Origin of the sequence: Flavobacterium sp. B183 (assembly GCF_023539155.1) — a bacterium.
GTDB classification, from domain to species: Bacteria; Bacteroidota; Bacteroidia; order Flavobacteriales; family Flavobacteriaceae; genus Flavobacterium; species Flavobacterium tructae.
Map to the genome: position 1 here is coordinate 869,653 of NZ_CP097434.1, position 17,595 is coordinate 887,247.

Sequence of the window (17,595 nt, forward strand, 5' to 3'; positions counted from 1 at the left end):
CTCCTTAGATTGTTAGACTTTTCGAATAATCCAGCAATCTAAAAATCCAATAATCTGTATTATAAATTCTTGTCTCCTCTTAACTCCCGGTATTTTTTTCTGGCATCAACAAAGTAAATACTGTCCTGATGATTAAAAATTACCTTCTCATATAAAGGCTTCGCCTTTTCTGCATTATGCAATTCATCGTTGTAAATTTCTGCAGAGAAAAACAATGCTTCGTCGATATAAATTCCATCGCCATGATGGTCAATAATCTGCTGATACTGCGCCAAAGCTGAGGTGTAATCCTTCAGGCTTTCGTAAATTTTACCTAAACGCAACATTGTAACAGCTTCAATTTCCTGCCCTTTAAACGTTTTCAATATCCCCTGAAACTGAGCAATTGCTTCCTGCTTTTTATTCTGATACATTAAAAAATCACCTTTGGCAAACTGCTTCAAAGCAGTTTGTGTTGAATCGGCAACTGTATTGTCGTTGATCAGTAAAAAATACTCGAGTGCATCATTGGCAATTAATTGCGTATTGGCCGCCTTCAATTCTTTAAACTGTTTCAAAGCCCACTCGAAATCACCTTTGTAATAACTTGTTTTGGCGGCTTTCAAACTCGCTTCATGCGCCATTACATCATTCTTCAAATCCAACTGAATTTGAGAATAATAAATAAGTGCCTGATTGAATTTCTCTTCTAAAAGCAGAATGTCAGCCAGCTCCATTTTCGCATCTGCCTGCTGATAGGCATTCAGATTTAATTCCAGCGCTTTTTTAATAATATCCTTGCCTTCTTCTGTCTTTTTAAGATTAAAAGCCAGGAAATGTGCCTGAATTATTTGCAAAGATAAGGTAAAAGGAGTTATTTCATAGGTTATGAGCAATTGTTGTAGTTCGGAATTGATTAATGGATACTCTTTTTCCTGCGCTTTATCGATTTTTATCTGCATCAAAGACGAATTTGTCTGAATGAGTAAATCACGATCTTTAGTCGTCTGAAGAATAAAATTGAAAATTTCCTCTGCCGTGTCAGTATCCTCTTCATTTAACGCAAATTGTCCCAGATTAACAATACTTGAGAGTGATTCCGGGTCGCGTTTGTAAATTGCCTTTTCCTGAATAAAGGCTTTACCGAATTCTTTCTGCTGTACATAAAACCAACTCAGGTAATGATTCCAAAACACATCCTGATCTTTTTGTGTTCTCAGAATCAAAGCTTTTCGCATCGCATCTTTAAAAGCGGTATTATCCGTTTCGCCGTTCATGAAACGAGACAGCTGTGTCTGTATTAAATTTGCGTTCTGTGGATTTTTGTACGATTCTGTCAGCAAAAGATCAATCATCTGATCCGTCTGCCCTAACTGTCCGTACAGCATTCCAATTTGAAAATTGAAGTTATAATTCGGCTGAATTGACATGGCTGTCTGATAGGCTCGTAATGCATACTCAAGCAGTACTTTTTTCTCAAAAGAATTACCAACTCCGTAAACATCATTGGGATTGGTTTTAATCTTTTCGATCGCCTGTTCGTAGTAACTTTTGGCTTTAGCATCGTTTTTTTGCAGTTGGAAATTATACCCTAACTCTACTAAAAAAACACCTTGTTTGTATTTGTTGTAACGATCCTGAATTACTTTCTGTGCAGTCTCAAACTGCTGCAACTGCTGATAACAGTCAATTGTTCTTAAAAAATATTGTGTATTGGACGGCGAACTGTTTAAAAGTTCTTCGTAACTGATTTTAGCTTTTTCAAAATCACCTTTATCGTAATAGTACTGCGCAAGCTGTTCATTCTGTGAAAATGCAAAAGCAGACCAGAACAAAACGATATAGATGATGCTGTTTTTCATATTATAGCTTTTTTTTCAGTATTCAGTGACAGTTTATAATCACAGTTTCAGTTTGCATTATTCAACGTAGACTGAGACTGAGAACCGCGATTTGAAAACTAAATATAAACATTCTTCTTAGACTTCCAGACAATCAGTCCCAGACCTATCAAAATAAAAGGAATACTCAATATTTGTCCCATGTTAATGAGCATACTATTTTCGAAAGCTTCCTGATTTTCTTTGAAAAACTCAATTATAAATCGCGCCAGAAACAGTAACATCAGGAAATAGCCAAAGATCAAACCATCTGCTTTTCGTATCTTCTCTGATTTGTACATCGTCAGTAAAATTACAAAAATCAACAGGTAGGCAAAAGCTTCATACAGCTGTGTCGGGTGTCTTGGAATTAAATCGTCTCTTTGAAAAACCACACCCCAGTTTCCATCAGTAGGTTTCCCGTAAATCTCAGAATTCATAAAATTTCCAAACCTGATAAAAGCTCCCGTAACCGGAACTCCAATTGCCATTTTATCTAAAAGCCACAGGAATTTCACTTTATACTTTCGGCAATATAAAACCATAGCGGTTAAAACTCCGATTGAACCTCCGTGGCTTGCAAGCCCTTGGTATCCAACAAACTTATAAACTCCTGCTACTTTTTGTATGGGTAAAAGAATCTCTATCGGATGCTGCAAAAAATAGGACGGTTCGTAAAAAAAACAATGTCCCAATCTCGCTCCCAAAATGGTCCCAACGATTACATACACCAATAAACTATCAAGATTATCCAGCGAAAGATTTTCTTTTTTGTAAATATTACGTACTATGGCATAGCCCAACAGTAATCCGCAGGCAAAAAAAGCACCATAATATTTTAATGGAAAACTATCTGTAATCCAAAAAATAACGGGATCTGCGTCCCAATTTAAAATCCCTCCCATCTTCCTCTTTTTTTAGTATTCAGTCTCGGTTTACAGTATTCAGTCGCAGTCTCAATATTCAGTGCAATTCACTGGAAACTGAGACCGCGACTGTAAACTTTACCTCAATCTTAATTTATAATATCAAATCCACAGTATGGACGTAATACTTCCGGTACTACGATTCCTTCCGGAGTTTGGTAATTTTCTAAAATTCCGGCCAAAACTCTTGGCAATGCCAATGAACTTCCGTTTAGAGTATGTGCCAATTGATTTTTTCCGTCTTTGTCTTTGAAACGCAATTTCAAACGATTGGCCTGAAAAGTCTCGAAGTTAGAAACTGAGCTGATCTCTAACCAACGATCCTGTGCCGTTGAAAACACTTCAAAATCATAAGTCAAAGAAGATGTGAAGCCCATATCACCACCACACAAACGTAAAACACGATATGGTAATTTTAATTCTTTCAAAATGTCTTTTATGTGTTCAACCATTCCGTCTAATGCTTCATAAGACTTATCCGGATGCTCCACACGTACAATTTCTACTTTGTCGAACTGGTGCAAACGATTCAATCCACGTACGTGAGCTCCGTAAGAACCTGCCTCACGACGGAAACATGGCGTATAAGCGGTATGCAAAACCGGCAGATCGCTCTGGTTTAAAATCACATCACGGAACAAATTCGTAACCGGAACCTCAGCGGTTGGAATCAAATACAAATCATCAACAGTTGAATGATACATTTGCCCTTCTTTGTCCGGTAATTGTCCTGTTCCATAACCTGAAGCTTCGTTTACCAAATGCGGTACCTGAACTTCATTGTATCCGGCAGCCGTATTTTTGTCTAAAAAGTAATTGATCAAAGCGCGCTGTAAACGGGCTCCTTTTCCTTTATAAACCGGAAATCCTGCTCCGGTAATTTTTACACCCAATTCAAAATCGATGATATCATACTTTTTCACCAACTCCCAGTGTGGTTGTGCTCCTTCGTGCAGAACCGGGATATCTCCTTCCTGAAAAACGTTCAGATTGTCATCCGGTGTTTTTCCTTCAGGAACAATATCAGCAGGAAGATTAGGTAAAGTGTATAATTTATTGGTTAATTCGGCGGCTAAAGCTTCTGCTTTTTCGCCCAATTCTTTGCTTTTTTCTTTTAAGGAAACTGTTTTTTCTTTCAAGATTGCAGCTTTCGATTTCTCGCCAGCTTTCATCAATTCCCCTATATCTTTGGACAATTTATTAGATTCGGATAAAGTGTTGTCTAATTCTACTTGTGTTGCGCGACGGTTTTCGTCTAATTGCACCACTTCTTCCACAACGCTTTTAGCATCGATATTTCGTTTTGCTAAAGCCTTGATTACTTTCTCCTGATTCTCTCTAATAAATGCGATTTGTAACATAGCTTGTTTTTTATAACTATTGTATTTTTTTTATAATGGAAGCAAATTTAAGGAAATGTTTCCTAAGATCATGACAAAGTTGGTTCTAAAGTTATTTCGGGGCTGTACCACGGAGATACGCAAAGAAAACACAGAGATACGCAGAGATTATTCTTCACTCTTTATTCTTTACTCTTTAATCTTTACTCTTTAATCTTTACTCTTTACTCTTTAATCACCCTAAAACTTGCTGTTGAATCTGCCGTAGTTACTTTAAGCACATAAAAACCAGAAGACAGGGTTGAGACGTCTATCTTTCCATCTGTACTTTTTCCTTTTAAAACAGAAACCGATTCGAAATTAAAAAACTCATAATCAAAGTTTTCGGCATTAAGATCTTTTATAGAAATCACAGTTGTTGCGGGATTCGGGAAAGCATATGGTTTTTTCGTATTTGTATTTTCATGCGGAGTATTATTACAAGCACTTTCTAACCATGCTGATAAATCTGTTTCATCATAAATCAGAGCATAATTGAGTTCTTTTGCTTTTTGAAACAACTCACAGGCTTTTTTGTATTTATGCTGCTCTAAATAAATAATCCCCAGATTCTTCATCGCGTACGAATTGTTTTTATCCGTTTCTAATGCTGCTTTTAAATCGGCGATTCCTTTATTTGATTCTCCTAATTTGTGATAGATTAAACCCCGAATGGTTCTTAAATCCCTGCCTCCGTAAGCCGAATTTCTGCCTGCAATTGTTTTTTCAGTTGCAAAAGCTTTCGCAACATTTTCCATTGCTTTCTCATAATTGCCTGTATCGCTGTACAATTTCGCGAGGCTCCATCTTGCATATGCGTGATCCGGTTTTACAGCTGCAATTTTCTCCAGATAAAAACACGCTAAATCGTATATCTTTCTTCGCTGGAGCAATGAAGCAAAATTATAGAGGATGCGTAAATCGTCCGGAGCACTTTTTATGGCTTTATGGTAATACTGGATCGCAAAACTATCCATTTCGAGTGATGCATAGACAAAGGCTAATCTGTCGTAAAGCTTGCTTCGAAACAAATCTTTCTTTTGTTCTAACGAATCGGCCAGAACGACACTTTTATTTTTTGGATCTTTATCAATTGAGTATTCGACTTTTTTTAAATCTTCGAGTGCCAGTGTAATATTGCCCAAACTAACGCTTAACACACCACGATTGTACAAATCATTAACTTTAGTCGGATTGTAATTTGTTTTGACATTGATTTCAGTAAGCAGTTTGAGGGCTTTTTTTACCGATTCTTCCTTGTCTTTACTGAAAGGTAGTTTATGGTCGGTTCTGCTAATCAATTTCCCATGCGAAAAATTCCAGGTGACTAACTTTTCGCCTTCCTGATTGTACTGAAAGCAATCGGAATCTTTTAGCCCTTTTTCGTCGTAATAAAAAACTTCGTTCAATTTTCCATTCGGATAATACGTTTTGGTACTGTCCGGATTTTTATCTGTTCCGTACCAAATTTGCACCGAAACTATCTGATCGTCGTAATAATACCGGGTAACATTATCAGTTGTGCCTGTATTATTCACCTGACCGGATAAAACTACCGGCAAAAACAGCAAGGCAAAAACCGCCTTTTTACAAATGGAAATTTGTTCTCTCAAGATTTTATTGATTAGACGGAAAATGCAATTTCAGGTAAAATTATTTCTTTTCTTTCAGGATGGATTAAAATCCATCCCTACAATATGTCTCGAGCCAAAGGCTCTTTTCGGTTAACTTTGTGAAGCTTTGTAAAAACTCCGCGAATCTCTGTGACAAAAATCCAGCTAAAACCTCTGAATCTTTGCCTCTTTGAACCTCTAAAATCTAAACCCTCTTAATTTCATGTCCCACAAATTCCTCCAAAGTCGCGAACATATCATCGACAGAAAGCACTTCGAAATCGGGATGATTTTTTAAGAAATCGGCATTTAATGTCACCAGGTTTTCTTCTAATTCATAAAACATATCGTTGTTCAGTAAATCACGTATTGGGTTTACGCCTTCCAATTTTCCGCTTAAAAATTTATTGAGTTTTACACTGCTCATCAATCTCACTTTTTTGCTTTGCTGCTGAAACAATTCCAAGTGTTTTTCGGCACCAATTAAAGTCAGACCTTCTTCAATAAGTTCGTTTAATTCTTTGTTCCATCCTGATTTATAGACAAACTGAGCAAAATTTCCTTCTGTATATTGTGACCAATAGAAGTCTAAATAATAACTCATCAAAGCATCTTCGTGGATGAATTCATCATCGACCCCTTCTTCACGCATTAAATTGATTACCGAAATATTCGAGTGAATCACATCCTGCGGATTCTCACTGTTCATTGCTGTTTCAGAAACTATTATTCTGCCAAATTCTTCCATTTTGTTTTTTGTTTTGAGATTGTTCTGCAAATTTCGATGAAATTAAAACTAAAAAGAAATACATTTTGCTTTAAATAGCATTAGATCCATCATCACTCTTCTTTTCATTCATTTTTGCCACCAGAGCTTTCAGTCGCAAGGCATGTGCCCTTTTCTCTTCCTGAACTTTAGCTTTTTTGCGTTTTAGCAATTTGGTATGCAAAGCCTTGTTTTTGCCGTTTTTTTCGGGACCTTTTGCCATGTTTTCATTTTATTAAATTGCGTTTACAAAGATAAAGAACTTATTGCAAAGACAATTATTTACTACTTTTGATCCGTCCGTTTTCTTTTCTGAATCAAAAAAACAAACAGTTCACTATGAAGATAATATCTACATCTCTTCTATTAATTTTATTACTAATATCTTGTTCTAAAAAAACAGATGTTAAGAATTTCTCGTTTGATAGCTTCGTTTTTTCATATGCTGGTTTACATCATGATAATTCAATTAAGTTCAATAATAGCGATACTATTTTTCTTCAAAGAAGATATCCCGAACCAAAAGAAAATTTCTATGCCATAATTAATGGTAATATAAAAGAAAAACTATACAAGCATCTTCAAAGTTTAAACGTCAATAAATTTAAAAGTGAATATTCACAGAATAATTTGTGTGATGGAAGCGCCTATCTGCTTAACATTTCAAATAATAATAAAAACAAATCGATATTTGTATACGGACATACTGCTCCTAAAGAGCTTTTTAATTTTATTGACTCTTTATCCAAGTTTAGAGATCATTTAAAATTTATTCCAACAAAACAGGTCATTGACTTTGGCGATTTAAGTACAATTCTTCCCCCGCCACCCCCACCTCCATTAAAAACTAAAACTGAATAATGACACCAACCTTCTTCTCAACACCAGAAAAATTCAGAGCATGGTTAGAAAAACATTATCAAAAAGAAACCGAGCTTTTAGTTGGTTTTTATAAAGTGAATACCAAGAAGCCATGCATGACCTGGTCAGAATCTGTTGATCAGGCGCTTTGTTTTGGCTGGATCGATGGCGTTCGAAGAGCTGTAGATGAAGAAAGTTATACGATACGGTTTACGCCCAGAAAAAAATCCAGTATCTGGAGTGCCATCAATATCAAAAAAGTAGAAGAACTCACTAAGGCCGGACTCATGCTACCCGAAGGCATAAAGGCTTTCGAATTAAGATCTGAAGAAAGATCTAAAATCTACTCGCATGAAAGAGAAGCTTACCTATTTGACCCTGAATTTGAAAAACAATTTAAAGCGAACAAAACAGCCTGGGAATATTTTAGCCATCAGGCACCCTCGTACAGAAAAGTAATGATTCATTGGATCATGAGTGCCAAACAGGAAAAAACCAGACTTTCGAGATTAGAAAAAGCAATACAGATAAGTGCCGAACAAAAGCGAATGTTGTAACAACTATTGCTTTGCTAAACGATAAATATTAACTTTAATCCGTCTAAAAAAGTCTCAGCTAAAAAGAAATAAAGAATGGAGGGAAGAAAAACACTAGAATATTACGTTTTAGATGTATTCTCAAACGAAAGTTATAAAGGAAATCCGCTTTCTGTTGTTTTTACCGATGGTAATTTAAAACTGGAAACGTATCAGGATATTTCTAAAGAATTTGGTTACTCCGAAACCTCTTTTGTTTATTATTCCACAAGAGAAAAAGCACTGATGGTTCGTTCGTTTACCCCAACAGGAATTGAAATAGACGGAGCGGGACATAATTTACTGGGTGCTGTTTGCGGTGCTCTCTTAAAAGGAATGCCTATTTTTGATGAGCAAAACGAAAGTGAGCTTTTTGTAATCATGAAACATTCCGCCATTCCGTTAACCGTTACTTTAGATCCGGTTACTTTTTATCCCCTTGTTCAAATGCACCAAAAATCGGCGGTCATCAAGCAAGAAATTCCAACTTATAAAATTGCAGTTGCACTTGGTTTAAAAATTGAAGACTTAGATGTAAATGCTTTTGTTCCTACCATAGTCAATACAGAAGTTGCCCATGCCATGGTTCCCATAAAAAGCAGCCACATACTCAATAGTTTTGTTCCGGACAACCAGCTTTTAATCGAAATTTCGAAAGAATATAAATTCGAAGGTTTTTATTGTTTCACCATCGCTGATGAAAATGAGGAGCATATCGTCGAAACGAGATTTTTCAACCCCATTATCGGAATAAATGAAGATCCTGCTACAGGAACGGCAGCAGGTCCTTTAATTGGCTTTTTAACGCAAAAGAAATTCACTAAATCCGACAAAGAATACAAAATTCTTCAGGGTGTACGATTAAAACAGCCCTCAATGATTGAAGTAATGAATCGCGAAGAAGATATTCTGGTTGGAGGTTCTTCTACCATAACGATGCGCGGAGAACTTTACTTATAAAAAAAGCTGCACATGATGCAGCTTTTTTTATAAATCGAAACTATTACTTTTTGATTTCTTTTGGTAAAGTTGGTTTTTGCTGAGGCGGAATACGTTTCTTCAAAAACAAAATCTGCCCTAGATGACTCGACTGATGTTCCATAACATGAAACCAGCAATATTGATTACTCATGTCATACTTTGTTTGAACTTCGGCAAACCAGGCATCGTCTCTCTTTTTTAGCTCCGAAATTGTTTTGGCTCTTACTTCATTGTAGATGTCTAAATAATATTGAATATCATGTCCTTTAAATTCATCTCGTCCACCCTGATCGAGGTTTAAAGCGGCATTCCACTGTTTCTTTTCCTCTTCATTAAAATCTCTGTTTTCGAAGGTAAAAACCTGATAGTATTTTTCGGCAGCGGCCAAATGCATCACCAGTGCTCCAATTCGGTTGGCTTCTGCGTCATGCAAATAATCAATTTCGTACTGATTCATGTTCTTCACAGTTCTTTCTACACGGGACTTTAGATCTTCAAGCATTGAGATCATATCTCCAATTTTTGGTGATGCTCCTTCCACATTTCCAATCTTCGCTTCTGCTCGCGGTTTAATCCCGCTTCCTTCCAGTAGCAAACTGTTTTTTCCGTCAGCACTGGATTTGTCCTGCGTAATTTTGTACTCTTTTACTTTTACACTTGCCTCTTTTGAAATGCCTAAACCCCATTTCGGAATTTCACCATTTTTCAGAGGGGTTTCGAAACTTGAATTTAAAACCGCCAACGGTTCAAAAACACCTTTGTCATTCTCGATCAGCAATTCGAATTTATCAAAATAGAATTTACCGTTATACAAACACAAACCTCCAAAACTAAGTGATTTACTGTTCTTATCGATAGTTCCTTCTACGGTATAAGATTTCCATTCGTTTGATTTAATTGGTCTGTCTCTCATGTTATCAAAAAAACCTTCCTCTTCATTCTTCGTATCAACTCTTGCCCAAACTCCTGCCCAGGCCTGAGGTTCGGTACTTTCTACTTTTACCGATGCGATTACTTTAAACTTCTTTTTAACAGGAGACTGAATTTCTATCGTTTGATTGAAAGAGGTCCAATCACTCGAAACCGTCTTTTGCGTCTGGGCACTTGCCAAAACAAAACATAAAAGCAACAATGGGGTCACCAATTTTTTCATTCTTTATAGTTTTAAAAATTTAGGTAAATATAACACACTTTTTTAAGGAAATAACTGATCATATTTAGTAAATCATCTAAAAATGAAAACAAAAAAAAGCCACATCAGTCAAGATGCAGCTTCCTTATAAAAAATAACCAAAACCGAAGTTCTTAGTTTGTTTTCATTGGTGGTAAATCGAATGCTTTAGACTCGTGTTCGAAATTATTACGGTGTCCGCCATCGCAAAAAGGCTTGTTTGCCGATAATCCGCAACGGCAAAGACCCAATGCCGATCTTCCTTGTAGTCCGTAAACAGCTCCTTCAGAATCCATGATTTCGAAGTCACCTTCTATTTTAATCGATCCGTTTTTATTGATGATAAGTTTTGTCTTGCTCATAAAATTGCTTTTTTGTTCTTTTTTTGAGCACAAAGGTTGCGAAATAAATCGTGAAGATTTTAGCAGGTATGCTAGTTTAAACTGGTTCTATTTTATGGAGTGTTACACAGAGTTACTCGAAAGTTTTCGCAGAGATTCGCTAAGTTCAATTGTATTGTCTGGCTTCGACTTCGCTCAGCCGGACAATAAAACACCTCATCACTCGGGTCTCCCTTCGATCGAAATGAGAAAAAACTCAGTGAATCTCTGTGCTTTTTCTCTGTGAAACTCCGCGCAATAACAAAATCTCAATTCTATTGCTTATTTTTGCACTCAATAAAATTGAGTTATGATACAGAATCCAAAGAGATATACTATCACGGCAGCCTTACCTTACACCAACGGACCTATACATATTGGGCATTTGGCGGGGGTTTACGTGCCTGCAGATATTTATTCGAGATATTTACGTTTACAAGGAAAAGACGTTGCATTTATTTGTGGAAGCGATGAACATGGTGTTGCAATTTCGATGAAAGCCAAAAAAGAAGGAGTTACACCACAAGAAGTTATCGATAAATACGACGGAATTATTAGAAAATCATTTGCTGATTTTGGAATTTCGTTTGACAATTATTCCAGAACTTCGGCTAAAGTTCATCATGATACGGCTTCGGAATTCTTTAGAACCTTGTACGATAAAGGCGATTTTATTGAAGAAGTAACCGAACAATTGTACGATGCCAAAGCCAATCAGTTTCTGGCGGATCGTTTTGTGGTAGGAACCTGCCCTAAATGTGACAATCCGGAAGCCTATGGAGATCAGTGTGAAAAATGCGGATCGACATTGAATGCTACCGATTTGATTAATCCAAAATCGACAATTACCGGAGAAACGCCAATTTTAAAAGAAACAAAACACTGGTTTTTACCTTTAGATCGATATACTGAGTTTTTAACCGAATGGATTTTGGTTGGACATAAAAACGACTGGAAACCGAATGTTTACGGACAAGTAAAATCATGGGTTGACGGCGGGCTTGAGCCTCGTGCCGTAACGCGTGACCTTGACTGGGGAATTGACGTTCCGGTTGAAGGTGCCGAAGGAAAAAAATTATACGTTTGGTTTGATGCTCCTATCGGTTATATTTCGTCTACTAAAGAATGGGCAGCCCGCGAAGGAAAAGACTGGCAACCTTACTGGAAAGACGAAGACACTAAACTGGTTCATTTTATTGGTAAAGACAATATTGTTTTTCACTGTATCATTTTCCCGGCGATGCTTAAAGCCGAAGGAAGCTATATTTTACCGGACAACGTTCCTGCAAATGAGTTTTTGAATCTGGAAGGAAACAAACTTTCGACTTCTAAAAACTGGGCGGTTTGGCTGCACGAATATTTAGAAGAATTTCCGGAGAAACAAGACGTTTTACGTTATGCTTTAACTTCGAATGCACCGGAAACCAAAGACAACGATTTTACATGGAAAGATTTCCAGGCAAGAAACAACAACGAATTAGTTGCTATTTTCGGAAACTTCATCAACCGTGTGGTGGTTTTAACCAATAAATATTACAACGGATTTATTCCGAAACCAAACGAATTATCTGAAGTTGACGAAGCTACTTTGGCTGAACTAAAAGCATATCCGGCTGTAATTTCAAGTTCGGTAGAGCGATACAGATTCCGTGAAGCTTTGGGTGAGTTGATGAACGTGGCTCGTTTAGGAAATAAATACTTAGCCGACGAAGAGCCTTGGAAAGTAATGAAAGACAATCCGGAGCGCGTAAAAACTCAAATGTATGTAGCACTTCAAATTGCTGCTGCATTAAGCATTTTGGCGGAACCGTTTTTACCTTTTACTGCCGCTAAATTATCCCGAATCCTGAAAAATGAAGGCAAATTGCAATGGAATGATGTTACTGAAAATCCAGAATTAATTCCTGACGGACATCAAATTGGTGAAGCCGAATTACTTTTTGCAAAAATAGAAGACGAAGAAATACAAAAACAAATAGACAAATTGGAAGCGACAAAAACCGCAAATCTTGCCGAAAGCAAACAACCTGAACCACAAAAAGATCTTATTCAGTTTGAAGATTTCGCCAAAATGGACATTCGTGTTGGAACTATTCTGGAAGCCGAAAAAATGCCTAAAGCCAATAAACTTTTAGTACTTAAAGTGGATACCGGAATTGACGTTCGTACAATCGTCTCAGGAATTGCCGAAAGCTTTTCACCGGAAGAAATTATCGGAAAACGTGTTTCGGTTTTAGCCAACTTAGCGCCAAGAACCTTACGTGGTGTAGAAAGTCAGGGAATGATCCTGATGACAACCAATGCCGAAGGAAAACTGGTTTTCATCAATCCGGATGCCGATGCTCCAAATGGGGAAACGGTAAACTAATTATTTTAATTAGAAAATGTGGCAATTTGATAATGTGCTAATTTTCTAAATTTAGAAATTTATAAACCCGACAGGTTTTTAAAACCTGTCGGGTTTGCTATAAAAAACGGTAAACTAAAATTCTTCCAATATTTAATTGTACGAATTTTAACACGTTTTAATGTTTTCGATTACTTTTTATTTGTAAGTTTGTCTTGCAAAAATACTTCAGAAGTAATTCTGAACTTTATTAAAAGTTAACAATAAGCGAACCCTCGCCATGATGGCCCTATGGAAACTCGGGAAATCTATCCTTCTGGGGTATTTTTGCACATCTAAAGCGGGGGTTTCGTGCGTTTAATATTTTCGATATGCAAAGAGAAAATCAAAAACCAACACAACAAGATGTACTGCCAGCGGTGGCAAAATTTCTTTCCTTTCTTTGGATGGAAGGAGAATTTAGAGAACAACCGGAATATTTGTCAGAGATTTTCGAGGCAATTCTGGAAACAGAAATTGGTGACAACCAGGATCTGCGCACTAAAATGATAAGCTGTATGAAAACCATTAAAATGCTGACACAGACACTTGATCCTTTCTCGGATCAACAAATAGCACAGGCCTGCAGTGAAATTGGTACAGCTTAAAGACTCTCTTAAACGCGTGAAATTGATAATCGATTCACGCGTTTCACTTTTAAAAACTTTACAAAAATCAATAATTTGATTCTTATTCAAGAAAAAAGTGAGATCTTAGCAAAAACCCACTTTCCGATTCAATATTTAGATTAAATGAAACTCACAAAACCAAGATTGGCCCTAATTGGTGGAATACTTTGTATTTCAATTTTTCCAATATTAGTCAAACTAAAACTGGCTCCGGGATTAATCTCGGCTTTTTACAGAATGTTTTTTGCGGTACTCTTGCTTTTACCTTATGTACTGGTTACTAAAAGCTTTAAACTTCCGAAAACCAAATTCATACTATTAGCAGTACTTTGCGGAATTCTGTTCTCATCGGACGTTGCGGTTTGGAATATTGCTATTCAGGATTCAAGTGCGACTCAGGCATCTTTGCTAACTAATTTATCACCGCTTTGGGTTGGAATTGGTTCTTTTTTCTTTCTAAAAATCAGACCTGCCACCAATTTCTGGATCGGAACTGTCGTTTCCTTATTCGGAATGGTCACGTTGGTGGGATTTGAGTTTTTCATGGATTTGAATTTTGATCAAGCCTTTTTGTTTGCGGTTTTATCGGGTATTCTTTATTCGATTTATCTATTGGTAAGCAAAAAAGCACTCTCTGAAATCGATGTTTTATCTTTTATGACTATCAGCTTACTGGCATCGAGTATTTATTTAGGAATTCTATGTTATGCCCTGGATCAGCCTTTTGCAGGTTTCTCCAATACGGGTTGGTTTGTACTGGCACTTCAGGCTGTAATTTGTCAATTGTGTGCCTGGCTTTCCATCAGTTATGCTACCCAGCACATGCGCGCCACAAGAGTTTCGTTAAGTTTATTGAGTCAGGCCGTAATTACTTCGATATTAGCTTGGTTGTTTTTGGAAGAACAAATAACTTTACAAATGGTTTTCGGCGGAATCATTTTACTGTTCGGAATTAGAATTACGTTCTATGATAAGACGATTTCATTAAAAAAGCTTTTCTAAGTCATTGGCCCGCGGATAACGCTGGTTTTGCAGATTTTCGCAGATTATTTATTCATCTGAATCATTAAATTCGTGAATTCGTGGCTAAAAAATACTCTCGCAGATTTAGCAGATCGAGCGGATTTTTTTTAAATCTTTGAAAACATTCTAATCTGTGGCATTAAAATTCGTGAATTCGTGGCAAAAAAACCTGAAACAAGAAAAACTTCAAACCTGAAACAAAAACATTATGTTACATAAAAACAAAATACCCAATTTAAAAGTAATCGCATTTGATGCCGATGATACTTTATTCGTAAACGAACCTTACTTTCAGGAAACCGAACATAAATTTTGCGCTTTGATGGAAGATTATCTTTCGCATCAGGGAATTTCGCAGGAACTATTCAAAATCGAAATTGAGAACCTGTCACTGTACGGTTACGGAATCAAAGGCTATATTTTGTCGATGCTCGAAGCTGCAATGACAATATCCAACAACACCATTCCGATTGAGGTTATCGAAAAAATCATCCAATACGGAAAAGAATTACTCGAAAAACCAATTGAATTGCTTGATGGCGTCGAAGAAACCCTAAAAACACTACACGGAAAGTACAAACTGGTTGTAGCCACAAAAGGCGATCTGAAAGACCAGCACAGCAAATTGCATCGCTCAGGACTTGGTCATTATTTTCACCATATCGAAGTAATGTCAGACAAACAGGAAATTGATTATACGAAATTATTAGGACGTTTAGAGATTCAGGCAGAGGAATTCCTAATGATCGGAAACTCTCTAAAATCAGATGTACTTCCGGTTTTAGGCATTGGCGGCTATGCTGTACATATTCCGTTTCACACCACTTGGGAGCATGAAAAAATCAGTCACAAAATAGAACACGAACATTTTAGTTCGTTTGAAAAAATCACTGAAATCCTTCAGAACTTATTGTAATGAAAACACTTTTAGACTTAGAAAACTGGAATAGAAAAGAGCATTTTGCACACTTCATTCAAATGGAAGAACCCTTTTTTGGGGCTACCGTCGAGATTGATTGTACGCAGGCCTACGAAACGGCCAAAAGTCTCGAATCGTCCTTTTTTATTTATTATTTGCACAAAACACTGGTTGCCGTAAATGCAATCGAAAATTTTAGATACCGAATTTCGGGAGATCAGATTTACATCAATGACCAAATCGATGCCTCAGCAACCATCGGACGTGAAGACGGTACTTTCGGATTTTCATTTATAGAATACCACCCTGATTTTAAAACCTTCGAAAAAACGGCTCTACAGGAAATAGAACGCATACAGAATACCACGGGACTTTTTACAAGGTCTTTTGAAAATGATAATTTAATTCACTTCTCGGCAATTCCGTGGTTGAATTTTACGTCACTTTCACATGCCCGCAGTTTTACCTTTCCGGACAGCTGTCCAAAGGTTTCTTTCGGAAAAATGATGGTTTCACCAACCGGAAAAAGAACCATCGCAATGTCTGTTCATGTGCATCACGCCTTAATGGACGGATTACACATGGGACAATTTGTAGACTATTTTCAGGAATTAATGAATCAGTAATTCGCACACAAGAGGTTTAAATTTGGAATAATTTTGTCGATAAAAGCATATGAAAAAACTACTCCTTTTCTTGTTAGTAACCTATCAGTCAACGCTGTTGAGTCAGACAGTGTTGGCATCTTATCCTTTAGATTTAAAAAGGTACGATCAGAACAATACAATCGTTAATGTCGAAAATAAGGCAACGCACGATGTATTTGTTTTTGCCACAAATACTCAGAATCTTACCATTTTAAAATACAATAACGCTTTATTTTTAAAGGACGAATTTACAGTATCACGTGCCAATCTTGAAAACAAATCGATATTGGGTTATAGTTTTAGTGAAGACGGAAACCCTACACTTTATTGGGCTTCCGAAGATTCCTCGGAAATTTTGGTTGTTAAGTATTATTTAGAAACCAAAACATATAAGATTTTAAAATTTCAATATCCTTCTTCGAGTGAATACATCGTTGCTAAATTCCAAAGCAATAATCTACTCTACCTGTTATCTAAAGAACTCACAAGTCATACTTTAACAGCCTATGTTTTTAAAAACGGAATTGTAGAAGAGCGGATATTTGATTTCTCTGCTTTTACCTTTCAAAACAAAAAAGGCCAGTCTGTAAACTTTTCACAGCTCATCAAAGAAAATCCGATTATAAAAATTGATCCGGAAGATTATACCCCTTTAGACAAAGCTTCTAAAAAAAGTAAAATTTATCTCGAGGACAATCATCTTATCCTGACGCTGGATCATAATCCGAAAGAAACACAGCTTTTTGATCTCAATCTAGAGAATCAGGATGTTATTGAAAAGAAAATTGCCCAATCAGAGATTAAGACGCCTCGCAAAATAAGCAACTCGTTCTATCATGAAAGGAAGCTTTATCAAATCAATGCCAATGAGGATGAACTGGTTCTTGACATTAAAAATTATGATTCGGGCGAACTCATAAAAAATATCAGAGTTACAAAGGAAGATACGATTCGATTTAAAACCTCTCCTTTCCTTGTTCAGCAAGGCGGTGAAAGAAAACCACGGGAATTGAGGAACACAAAACGTTTTCTACAACATCTAGGTGCATTAGAAATAGGTTTATCTCTTTATAACAATGGAATTAGTACTTCGATGACACTCGGCGGAACTCCACGTGTTGGCGGAGCTTACTACACCGTCATGAATGACACTTTTACCTGGGATTATTTGCCAGTCGTAAATGACGAAACCGTATTTTTTGAAACTGCTTTAAACCAAAAATCAGAATTTGTTGCCAAAGATCCGGCACCAATGGCGCTTGACAACTTGTACTACTTTTTAAACAACAATAGAAAAGCGATTCTGGATAACATTTTTAGATTTGATGATTATTATATTTTAGGATACTACGATACTGCTTTAAAACAATATCAGATGCGAAAATTTACCGATGGATTCCCGGAAAATGAAACACAAAACCCGATCATCGATAAGGCTGTTTTTTCGAAACCATTTTCATTTGAAAGGCCTTAATTTTAT

At 36.6% G+C, this 17,595-nt stretch carries 17 protein-coding genes; 9 read left to right on the forward strand and 8 right to left on the reverse strand.

What is annotated here, in order from left to right; all coding sequences use genetic code 11:
* Positions 1 to 59: 59 nt before the first annotated feature.
* From M4I44_RS03920 to M4I44_RS03945, 6 genes are all read right to left on the reverse strand, one after another.
* On the reverse strand, positions 60 to 1,841 hold the full coding sequence (locus M4I44_RS03920; RefSeq protein ID WP_249966568.1) for a tetratricopeptide repeat protein: 1,782 nt from the start codon (positions 1,839 to 1,841) through the stop codon (positions 60 to 62).
* Between the two features lie 98 nt (positions 1,842 to 1,939).
* A complete protein-coding gene (lgt, locus tag M4I44_RS03925) occupies positions 1,940 to 2,764 on the reverse strand; it encodes a prolipoprotein diacylglyceryl transferase (RefSeq protein ID WP_249966569.1) in 825 nt (274 codons plus the stop codon).
* A 110-nt stretch (positions 2,765 to 2,874) separates the two neighbouring features.
* Positions 2,875 to 4,146, reverse strand: a complete 1,272-nt coding sequence (gene serS, locus M4I44_RS03930; RefSeq protein ID WP_249966570.1) for a serine--tRNA ligase — start codon at positions 4,144 to 4,146, stop codon at positions 2,875 to 2,877.
* Between the two features lie 203 nt (positions 4,147 to 4,349).
* Positions 4,350 to 5,777: a T9SS type A sorting domain-containing protein gene (locus tag M4I44_RS03935; RefSeq protein ID WP_249966571.1), complete on the reverse strand. Its 1,428-nt coding sequence runs from the start codon at positions 5,775 to 5,777 to the stop codon at positions 4,350 to 4,352.
* A 205-nt stretch (positions 5,778 to 5,982) separates the two neighbouring features.
* Complete coding sequence (locus M4I44_RS03940; RefSeq protein ID WP_249966572.1) at positions 5,983 to 6,525, reverse strand: hypothetical protein; 543 nt, start codon at positions 6,523 to 6,525, stop codon at positions 5,983 to 5,985.
* Between the two features lie 70 nt (positions 6,526 to 6,595).
* The gene (locus tag M4I44_RS03945; RefSeq protein ID WP_249966573.1) at positions 6,596 to 6,766 is read right to left on the reverse strand and encodes a hypothetical protein; all 171 of its coding nucleotides are present in this window, start codon (positions 6,764 to 6,766) and stop codon (positions 6,596 to 6,598) included.
* A 116-nt stretch (positions 6,767 to 6,882) separates the two neighbouring features.
* On the opposite strand from M4I44_RS03945, the gene M4I44_RS03950 reads away from it, so the two are divergent.
* The 3 genes from M4I44_RS03950 to M4I44_RS03960 all read left to right on the forward strand — a co-directional run bounded on the left by M4I44_RS03950 (position 6,883) and on the right by M4I44_RS03960 (position 8,939).
* Positions 6,883 to 7,404, forward strand: a complete 522-nt coding sequence (locus tag M4I44_RS03950) for a hypothetical protein (protein ID WP_249966574.1) — start codon at positions 6,883 to 6,885, stop codon at positions 7,402 to 7,404.
* Positions 7,404 to 7,961, forward strand: coding sequence for a YdeI family protein (locus M4I44_RS03955; protein WP_249966575.1), 558 nt, complete (start codon positions 7,404 to 7,406; stop codon positions 7,959 to 7,961). Before M4I44_RS03950 ends, M4I44_RS03955 begins: the two co-directional genes overlap by 1 nt.
* A gap of 75 nt (positions 7,962 to 8,036) precedes the next feature.
* Positions 8,037 to 8,939, forward strand: a complete 903-nt coding sequence (locus tag M4I44_RS03960; RefSeq protein ID WP_249966576.1) for a PhzF family phenazine biosynthesis protein — start codon at positions 8,037 to 8,039, stop codon at positions 8,937 to 8,939.
* A gap of 43 nt (positions 8,940 to 8,982) precedes the next feature.
* Here M4I44_RS03960 and M4I44_RS03965 read toward each other — a convergent pair whose 3' ends face one another.
* A complete protein-coding gene (locus M4I44_RS03965) occupies positions 8,983 to 10,113 on the reverse strand; it encodes a DinB family protein (RefSeq protein WP_017495892.1) in 1,131 nt (376 codons plus the stop codon).
* Between the two features lie 152 nt (positions 10,114 to 10,265).
* Complete coding sequence (locus M4I44_RS03970) at positions 10,266 to 10,493, reverse strand: CDGSH iron-sulfur domain-containing protein (protein ID WP_070906333.1); 228 nt, start codon at positions 10,491 to 10,493, stop codon at positions 10,266 to 10,268.
* 328 nt (positions 10,494 to 10,821) lie between these two features.
* Between M4I44_RS03970 and metG the strand changes: the two genes are divergently transcribed.
* From metG to M4I44_RS04000, 6 genes are all read left to right on the forward strand, one after another.
* Complete coding sequence (gene metG / locus M4I44_RS03975) at positions 10,822 to 12,879, forward strand: methionine--tRNA ligase (protein ID WP_249966577.1); 2,058 nt, start codon at positions 10,822 to 10,824, stop codon at positions 12,877 to 12,879.
* A gap of 350 nt (positions 12,880 to 13,229) precedes the next feature.
* Positions 13,230 to 13,505 (forward strand): hypothetical protein, encoded by a 276-nt coding sequence (locus M4I44_RS03980; RefSeq protein WP_249966578.1) that lies wholly within the window; start codon positions 13,230 to 13,232, stop codon positions 13,503 to 13,505.
* Between the two features lie 144 nt (positions 13,506 to 13,649).
* The gene (locus tag M4I44_RS03985; RefSeq protein WP_202702640.1) at positions 13,650 to 14,528 is read left to right on the forward strand and encodes a DMT family transporter; all 879 of its coding nucleotides are present in this window, start codon (positions 13,650 to 13,652) and stop codon (positions 14,526 to 14,528) included.
* A 229-nt stretch (positions 14,529 to 14,757) separates the two neighbouring features.
* Positions 14,758 to 15,465, forward strand: a complete 708-nt coding sequence (locus M4I44_RS03990; protein WP_249966579.1) for an HAD family hydrolase — start codon at positions 14,758 to 14,760, stop codon at positions 15,463 to 15,465.
* Positions 15,465 to 16,094: a chloramphenicol acetyltransferase gene (locus tag M4I44_RS03995; RefSeq protein ID WP_070906328.1), complete on the forward strand. Its 630-nt coding sequence runs from the start codon at positions 15,465 to 15,467 to the stop codon at positions 16,092 to 16,094. The genes M4I44_RS03990 and M4I44_RS03995 overlap by 1 nt, the downstream gene beginning before the upstream one ends.
* Positions 16,095 to 16,143: 49 nt before the next feature.
* Positions 16,144 to 17,589, forward strand: coding sequence for a hypothetical protein (locus tag M4I44_RS04000; protein WP_249966580.1), 1,446 nt, complete (start codon positions 16,144 to 16,146; stop codon positions 17,587 to 17,589).
* Positions 17,590 to 17,595 lie beyond the last annotated feature (6 nt).

Coding starts and splice junctions, on each gene's coding strand:
- M4I44_RS03955 (WP_249966575.1), top strand. CDS start 7,404: ATGACACCAACCTTCTTCTCAACACCAGAAAAATTCAGAGCATGGTTA.
- lgt (WP_249966569.1), bottom strand. CDS start 2,764: ATGGGAGGGATTTTAAATTGGGACGCAGATCCCGTTATTTTTTGGATT.
- M4I44_RS04000 (WP_249966580.1), top strand. CDS start 16,144: ATGAAAAAACTACTCCTTTTCTTGTTAGTAACCTATCAGTCAACGCTG.
- M4I44_RS03985 (WP_202702640.1), top strand. CDS start 13,650: ATGAAACTCACAAAACCAAGATTGGCCCTAATTGGTGGAATACTTTGT.
- M4I44_RS03965 (WP_017495892.1), bottom strand. CDS start 10,113: ATGAAAAAATTGGTGACCCCATTGTTGCTTTTATGTTTTGTTTTGGCA.
- M4I44_RS03920 (WP_249966568.1), bottom strand. CDS start 1,841: ATGAAAAACAGCATCATCTATATCGTTTTGTTCTGGTCTGCTTTTGCA.
- M4I44_RS03995 (WP_070906328.1), top strand. CDS start 15,465: ATGAAAACACTTTTAGACTTAGAAAACTGGAATAGAAAAGAGCATTTT.
- M4I44_RS03990 (WP_249966579.1), top strand. CDS start 14,758: ATGTTACATAAAAACAAAATACCCAATTTAAAAGTAATCGCATTTGAT.
- M4I44_RS03940 (WP_249966572.1), bottom strand. CDS start 6,525: ATGGAAGAATTTGGCAGAATAATAGTTTCTGAAACAGCAATGAACAGT.
- serS (WP_249966570.1), bottom strand. CDS start 4,146: ATGTTACAAATCGCATTTATTAGAGAGAATCAGGAGAAAGTAATCAAG.
- M4I44_RS03970 (WP_070906333.1), bottom strand. CDS start 10,493: ATGAGCAAGACAAAACTTATCATCAATAAAAACGGATCGATTAAAATA.
- M4I44_RS03980 (WP_249966578.1), top strand. CDS start 13,230: ATGCAAAGAGAAAATCAAAAACCAACACAACAAGATGTACTGCCAGCG.
- M4I44_RS03945 (WP_249966573.1), bottom strand. CDS start 6,766: ATGGCAAAAGGTCCCGAAAAAAACGGCAAAAACAAGGCTTTGCATACC.
- metG (WP_249966577.1), top strand. CDS start 10,822: ATGATACAGAATCCAAAGAGATATACTATCACGGCAGCCTTACCTTAC.
- M4I44_RS03950 (WP_249966574.1), top strand. CDS start 6,883: ATGAAGATAATATCTACATCTCTTCTATTAATTTTATTACTAATATCT.
- M4I44_RS03960 (WP_249966576.1), top strand. CDS start 8,037: ATGGAGGGAAGAAAAACACTAGAATATTACGTTTTAGATGTATTCTCA.